At 61.2% G+C, this 605-nt stretch carries 1 protein-coding gene; it reads left to right on the plus strand.

All coding sequences use genetic code 11. The annotated features are described in order from the left end of the window. Positions 1–605, plus strand: a 605-nt coding sequence (locus EOA60_RS36235) for a PAS domain-containing sensor histidine kinase (protein WP_281060826.1), incomplete at both ends; no start/stop codon positions are given.

The following is a 605-nucleotide window of genomic DNA, read 5'->3' on the forward strand; positions in this document are numbered from 1 at the left end:
GTTACCTGCTTTCTAGCGCGCGGCCCGTCCGCGATGCGGCAGGCTCGGTAATAGGCGCTGTCCAGATCAGCCTCGACATCTCCGAGCGCAAACGGAGTGAGGAGCAGCGCCAACTGTTGGTCAATGAACTAAACCACCGGGTCAAGAACACGCTGGCCGTAGTTCAGGCAATCGCGAGCCAGACCATGCGCAGCGCAACCAGCCTCGCGCTCGCAAAGGAGGCGCTTTCGGCCCGGCTGGTTTCGCTGGCACAAGCGCATGATATCCTCACCCGGGAGAATTGGAGCGGTGCCGATCTCAGCACGCTCATTGCCGCCTCGATCGACCCGCATGCCTCTCTCGATCGGTTCGATCTCACAGGCGAGCCGGTTTGGTTGCGCTCGAACGTGGCGCTTTCCTTCGCGCTGGCCATTCATGAACTTACCACGAACGCCATCAAATATGGGGCGCTCTCCAATCCTACCGGATCGGTCTCGATCTCGTGGCGGTTGGAATACGTCGATGGGGGCCGAATTCTGGTCCTGGAATGGTGCGAGGAAGGCGGCCCGCCGGTCGTGCCTGGCAAACACGGCTTTGGTACGCAACTCCTGCAGCGAGTGTTCGAC

The sequence above is a fragment of the Mesorhizobium sp. M1A.F.Ca.IN.020.06.1.1 genome (assembly GCF_004023265.1).
GTDB lineage: Bacteria > Pseudomonadota > Alphaproteobacteria > Rhizobiales > Rhizobiaceae > Mesorhizobium.